Below are 5,654 nucleotides of genomic sequence, written 5' to 3'. Positions count from 1 at the left end.
GGTCGGCCCGTAGCACCTGGACGACCAGTTCCGTGAACCCCGGATAGGTTTTTTCCGCCTCGGCAATGGCACATCGTCCCTGATCCGAAAATTCGATGGAGATCGATGGCCGGGGTGGTTCGGCTGCATACCCGCCATTCGCATCAGGAATCGAATCCGCATAGGGCAGGTAGGGTTTGATGTCCAGAACAGGGGTTTGATTCAGGATGTCGATACCGGCCACGTCCAACAGCAATTTATCGTGATCCCGGCGGATGCTTTCAAGGATTACGCAGGACATTCCGATGGGATTGGGACGAAATCCGGACCGGCTGGCAAACACACCGATTCGCGTATTGCCCCCCAGCCGTGGCGGCCGAACGGTGGGCTGCCATTTGTTGGCCTCGATACCATGAAAGACAAAAACGATCCACACATGCGAAAAGTCATCCAGCCCCCTGAACGCTTCATCCCGATCATAGGGCGGCAGCATTTCGATGGTGGCACGGGCGGCTGGAACCAGTCGCGGCTGACGGGGAATGCCGAATTTTTCGGTGAAGCACGAATGGACAATGCCGACGGGGTTGAAGGTAAGATTCGTATGCATTGAAGTGCTCCTGTCTCGCGGTTTTTCGATGTGGGTTTTCCAGAATGCCCAGCGTTTGTAGCATAGTACGATAGCCCTGAACAACGCACAATCCATGCCAATATTATTGCTTGACAGGGCACCCGCCCTCCTTCAGAATTTGGTTCGGCAGCCAATGGCGTTCGCTAGGACCGAGCGTTTTCTCATTGTTCAGATGATAGGGGAGGCAATCATGTTTAATCCCGAAAAACTGCTTGGCGGACTGCTCCGCAGCAGCACCCGGGGCCGCCGGCGTGGGCTCGGGGGCCTGGTTTCAAGTGGCGCCGCCCTGGGGGTTTTGGGTGTGGCCATGGAAGCCGTTGAGCACTTCATGAATCAACCCCAGGGTGCAGGCGGCTTACCCCGAACACCCGGGGTGCCGCCGCCCATGCCCGGTTCCGCGCTACCATCTCCACCGGGAACGGGCAGGGTGTCGGCTGCTCCGCCGCCGCCACCCATGCCGGGGAAGCCGGTGTCTGCGCCTCCGCCACCGGTGGCCGACGATCCGGCCGGTAAGCCGGATGCGGTGATTCTGATCCGGGCCATGATTGCTGCGGCCAATGCCGACGGCGTCATCGATCAGGCGGAGCGGAACCATATCCTGAAACGTCTGCAGACCGTTGATCTCTCACCGGAGGAGCACGCCTTTGTCGTCCAGGAACTGCTTTCACCGGCGGAATTGGAAGCGATTGTCGGCAGTGTCGACAGCCCGGAGCTGGCCCGGCAGGTTTTCACCGTATCCCTGATGGCCATCGAGGTGGACACGGAAAAAGAGCGCCAATACATGAATACCCTGGCCAGCCGGCTGGGGCTGGATGAATCCACAGTTGAGCAAATCCAGCGCAGCCTGGAAACGGCGTGATTCCGACTATAAGGGGTCAAGGGGTCGAGGATTCCAGGACTCAAGTGGAGAACCAGAACCCTGTCAATTAAATCTTTGACATCGCAGAGTAAGCCATTGGTTACGATCGTCGCAATTGGATATTGGACGATTTACGGTCGGCTTTATCCTTGGCCCCTCGACCCCTTGAACCCTTTTCTTGATTTGGAGGCACTCTAAATGACCCAATGGTATCTGAGTTTTGACGGCAAACAAGTCGGCCCCATGGATCTGTCCCAGGCCATTGGCCAGGCCCGGCAGAACCCCAACGGTTTTGCATGGCGGGACGGGTTTGCCGAATGGCAGCCTATCGCCAGCATCGCCGAACTCAATCCGGCACCCGGTGTGCCGGTGCCCGCACCGCCGCCGGCAGCTGCCCGCGCTGCAGGCGCGGACGAGATCGACTTCAAGGTATTCGGAGCCGAGATGCAGTTTGTCGAGGTGGAACTGGACCCCGGTGAAAGTGCCGTGGCCGAGGCCGGCGCCATGATGTACAAGGACAGCACTATCGACATGCAGACCGTATTCGGGGATGCCTCGACGCCCTCGGGTGGCGGCGGGGGGTTCATGGACAAGCTTATGGGCGCGGGTAAACGGCTGCTTACCGGAGAAAGCCTTTTCATGACCGTGTTCACCCACACGGGCCAGGGCAAGGGCCACGTGGCTTTCGGCGCCCCTTATCCGGGCAACATCATTCCCGTACCCCTGCCCAGCGTCAATGGCTGCCTGATCTGTCAGAAGGACAGTTTCCTGTGTGCGGCCAAGGGGGTTTCCATCGGCATCCACCTGCAGAAGAAAATCCTCACCGGCCTTTTCGGCGGCGAGGGCTTCATCATGCAGAAACTGGAGGGGGACGGCTTGGTTTTCGTTCATGCCGGCGGCACCGTGGTAGAGCGCCAGCTCAAACCCGGCGAGGTGCTGGATGTGGACACCGGCTGCATCGTGGCCCTTGAAAAAACCGTGAACTTCGATATCCGCCAGGCGGGCAATATCAAGACGGCCCTGTTCGGCGGCGAGGGACTCTTTTTCGCGACCCTTCACGGGCCCGGCAGGATTTGGCTCCAATCTCTGCCCTTCTCGCGGCTGGCCGGCCGGATGCTCCAGGCTGCCCCCCAGCGCGGTGGCAGCCGGGGCGAAGGATCCCTTTTGGGGTCGTTAGGCGGGCTAATCGACGGCGATAACCGGTTTTAGAAATTGCGGGATTAGGGGATTAGGGAATTGGGGGATTAGGGAATTGGGGGATTAGGGGATTAGGGGATTAGGGATTGGCGAAGCTCAATACCGCATCCAATTCCCAATCCCTTAATCCCTATATTCTTGAATTCACCAATCAGGCGTTCTCGAACGCCTCGACCATCACCCGTTCGTACCACCCGTTTAGTCGCCACCCTTCCAGGAAACCGTTGTGTCCTCCATAGGGCTGGACGATCAGGCGGGTCGCAGGACTGGTGTGCAGGTTGTAGAAATCCTCCACGGGTATAATGGGGTCGTCTTCGGCAGTGATGATGGTGGTGGGAACGGTGACTCCCTGAAGGTCGTTGTTGGTAAGTGAATAACCCCTGAAATAAGATGTGGCACTGTCATAATCGCTGTAGCGTGCCAGGAGCCGTTCGGTCATCTCTCGGATATTATCCACGTCCATGATGGCGGAAAAGTCATACCGTTTCGGGAACAAACGCTGTTTGATGGTCAGGGATCGCCGCCATTTTTTAAGAAAGTATTTCAGAATAAACCGGCTGTTGTCGATGCGGTCCGTGGCCTTGTCCGGATCGAGCACGGGGCTGATGCTGATGATCTGCCTCAGGTTGTCGATGGCCTGCATGGCGCAGCGCCGGGCGATTCGCAAGACAAAATTGCCCCCCAGAGAGAACCCGGCGAGCATCACCGGCTTTCCATGTTCCGCCTCGCTGATCTGGCGCACGGCATCGAAGACTTCGTCGAGGAGCACCGCGTAGAAAATTCCGGTGTTCAGGTGGTGACTGGGGCCGTGATCCCGGAGGTTGAGACGGAATACATCAAAACCACGGTTGAATAGAAAACGGCCCGTGGTGCGGATATAGGTGGAGTCCGAACTGCCTTCCCAGCCGTGCAGTAAAATTGCCAGACCCTTGTTATGGTGTCGGGGTTGACGACTCATGAACCCCGACAGGCGCACCCCCTCCGCGGTGGTGAGGATGGCCTCCCGGGCAGCGTCGACCATGGGATTATTTCCCCAAGCACGCATGCCTGCGCTGGCTAGGGCGGTCTGGACGCCGGCCGGCTTCAACCAAAAAGGCGGATTTAATTTACCGGATTCCATCGACGGTCGCTTTTCTCCCACGGTTTGAGGTCGGCAGAGAACGATCAGGCCTCTTGTAATATCAATTTCTCATCCGCTGGTAAACCCCAACCATCGAACAGTCCGGGCATTTCTATTGACAGAAACACGATGGGCAGCGTAAAAACAATCCTCGTGATAGTGTTGGCATTTTATCCGGATGTGCCAAACTGCGTTTGCCGTGAAGGTCGGCGGGTTTTTTTTTACAACGAAGGAGGAACGTGCATGAAACCCAAGAGCTTTATCCTGTCCAAAGATGAGATTCCCAGACAATGGTACAATATCCTGGCGGATATCAAGATGAACCCTCCCCTGGGACCCGACGGCCAACCGATAAGCCCCGATATGCTGGCACCGGTATTTCCCATGAACCTCATTGAGCAGGAGGTGAGTTCGGATCGTTGGATCGACATTCCCGAACCGGTTCTGGATGTGCTTTCCATCTGGCGGCCGGCGCCCTTGACCCGGGCCACCAACCTGGAGAAGGCCTTGGGCACGCCGGCGAAAATATACTACAAAAACGAAGGTATGAGTCCTCCGGGCAGCCACAAGCCCAATACGGCCGTACCCCAGGCTTACTACAACAAGGTCTTTGGCATAGAGAAGATCACCACAGAAACGGGCGCCGGTCAGTGGGGCAGCGCGCTCTCCTTCGCCTGTGCCCAGTTCGGATTGACCTGCAAGGTCTACATGGTGCGCATCAGCTTCGATCAGAAGCCCTATCGCAAAGCCATGATGGAAACCTGGGGCGGCAAGTGCATCGCTTCGCCCAGCAATGAGACCAAGGCCGGTCGGGACGCCCTGGAAAGGGACCCCAACACCCCGGGAAGCCTGGGCATCGCTATTTCAGAAGCCGTTGAAGCGGCGGTGAGCGACACATCGGGAAAAACCCGCTACTCGCTCGGCAGCGTGCTCAACCATGTGATGCTCCACCAGACCATCATCGGCCTGGAGGCCAAAAAACAATTCGAAATGGCCGGAGACTATCCGGACATTGTCATCGGCTGCGCCGGCGGCGGCAGCAATTTTGCCGGCTTGGCCTTCCCCTTCGTGCTCGACAAAATGAACGGCAGGCAGATCGAGATCTACCCGGTGGAACCCAAGGCCTGCCCCACGATGACCCGGGCGCCTTTCGCCTATGACCACGGCGACACCGCCGGTTACACGCCGCTGCTTCCCATGCACAGCCTGGGACACAACTTCGTGCCGGCGCCGATCCACGCCGGCGGCCTGCGCTACCACGGCATGGCCCCCACCGTCAGCCAGCTGATCAACGAGGGGTTGCTCACACCCAAATCCGTGGGTCAGATGGCCGCCTACGAGGCCGGTGTCCTGTGGGCGCGCACCGAGGGCTTCATCCCTGCGCCGGAGACCTCCAATGCCCTGGCACAGGTGGTGGAAGAGGCCCGGATCGCCAAAGACGAGGGCAAAGCGAAAACCATCGTGGTCAACTTTAGCGGACATGGCCTGTTGGATCTGGGTGCCTACGACAAATACTTCTCCGGCGAACTGTTCGATTTCAATCTGGACGATGCCGAGATCGAGAAGTCTACCGAAATTCTGAAAAATTACCCCAAACCTCAGAACATCAAGAGTGCTTGATGGAACCGGAACGTCTTGAACGGCGATGCCCGCGGTTGGGCGGTGACGTGGCCTTTGGCTACTGCAACGTATGCGGAGAAGGCGAAACACCCTGCTTCAAGGTGTTCGACTGCTGGTGGGAACGGTTCGACGTGGTGGGGTACATGCAAGCCTGCCTGTCAGCGGACGCCTTCGACGCGCTTTCCGCCCGCCGTATCCAGCCGAAATTGACCAGCCTGGTGGATCTGATCCGCCAGGCCCAGGCGCGGGCT

Annotated in this window: 6 protein-coding genes; 4 read left to right on the top strand and 2 right to left on the bottom strand. The window is 58.3% G+C overall.

All coding sequences use genetic code 11. The annotated features are described in order from the left end of the window. Positions 1-586 (bottom strand): tRNA (N6-threonylcarbamoyladenosine(37)-N6)-methyltransferase TrmO (gene tsaA, locus ABYV26_RS19270; RefSeq protein ID WP_372682983.1); only part of this gene is annotated, 586 nt, incomplete at its 3' end. A 211-nt stretch (positions 587-797) separates the two neighbouring features. Between tsaA and ABYV26_RS19265 the strand changes: the two genes are divergently transcribed. Next, complete coding sequence (locus ABYV26_RS19265) at positions 798-1,466, top strand: tellurite resistance TerB family protein (RefSeq protein WP_372682982.1); 669 nt, start codon at positions 798-800, stop codon at positions 1,464-1,466. 198 nt (positions 1,467-1,664) lie between these two features. Continuing rightward, complete coding sequence (locus ABYV26_RS19260; protein WP_372682981.1) at positions 1,665-2,675, top strand: TIGR00266 family protein; 1,011 nt, start codon at positions 1,665-1,667, stop codon at positions 2,673-2,675. Positions 2,676-2,814: 139 nt separating this feature from the next. On the opposite strand, the gene ABYV26_RS19255 is transcribed toward ABYV26_RS19260, so the two are convergent. Then, positions 2,815-3,684, bottom strand: coding sequence for a YheT family hydrolase (locus ABYV26_RS19255; RefSeq protein ID WP_372682980.1), 870 nt, complete (start codon positions 3,682-3,684; stop codon positions 2,815-2,817). A gap of 342 nt (positions 3,685-4,026) precedes the next feature. Here ABYV26_RS19255 and ABYV26_RS19250 point away from each other — a divergent pair, with 342 nt between their 5' ends. Together ABYV26_RS19250 and ABYV26_RS19245 are read left to right on the top strand one after the other, a co-directional pair. After that, positions 4,027-5,403 (top strand): TrpB-like pyridoxal phosphate-dependent enzyme, encoded by a 1,377-nt coding sequence (locus ABYV26_RS19250; RefSeq protein ID WP_372682979.1) that lies wholly within the window; start codon positions 4,027-4,029, stop codon positions 5,401-5,403. Continuing rightward, on the top strand, positions 5,403-5,654 hold a 252-nt coding region (locus tag ABYV26_RS19245), incomplete at its 3' end, for a hypothetical protein (protein ID WP_372682977.1). The genes ABYV26_RS19250 and ABYV26_RS19245, both read left to right, overlap by 1 nt.

The sequence above is a fragment of the Desulfosarcina sp. genome (genome assembly GCF_041551955.1).
Classification (GTDB): domain Bacteria; phylum Desulfobacterota; class Desulfobacteria; order Desulfobacterales; family Desulfosarcinaceae; genus Desulfosarcina.
This window is presented reverse-complemented; position numbering and strand designations above follow the sequence as displayed.

Bases quoted from the DNA above. Each gene is read 5' to 3' on its own strand.
- ABYV26_RS19265 (WP_372682982.1), top strand. From the start codon at position 798: ATGTTTAATCCCGAAAAACTGCTTGGCGGACTGCTCCGCAGCAGCACC.
- ABYV26_RS19260 (WP_372682981.1), top strand. From the start codon at position 1,665: ATGACCCAATGGTATCTGAGTTTTGACGGCAAACAAGTCGGCCCCATG.
- ABYV26_RS19255 (WP_372682980.1), bottom strand. From the start codon at position 3,684: ATGGTCGACGCTGCCCGGGAGGCCATCCTCACCACCGCGGAGGGGGTG.
- ABYV26_RS19250 (WP_372682979.1), top strand. From the start codon at position 4,027: ATGAAACCCAAGAGCTTTATCCTGTCCAAAGATGAGATTCCCAGACAA.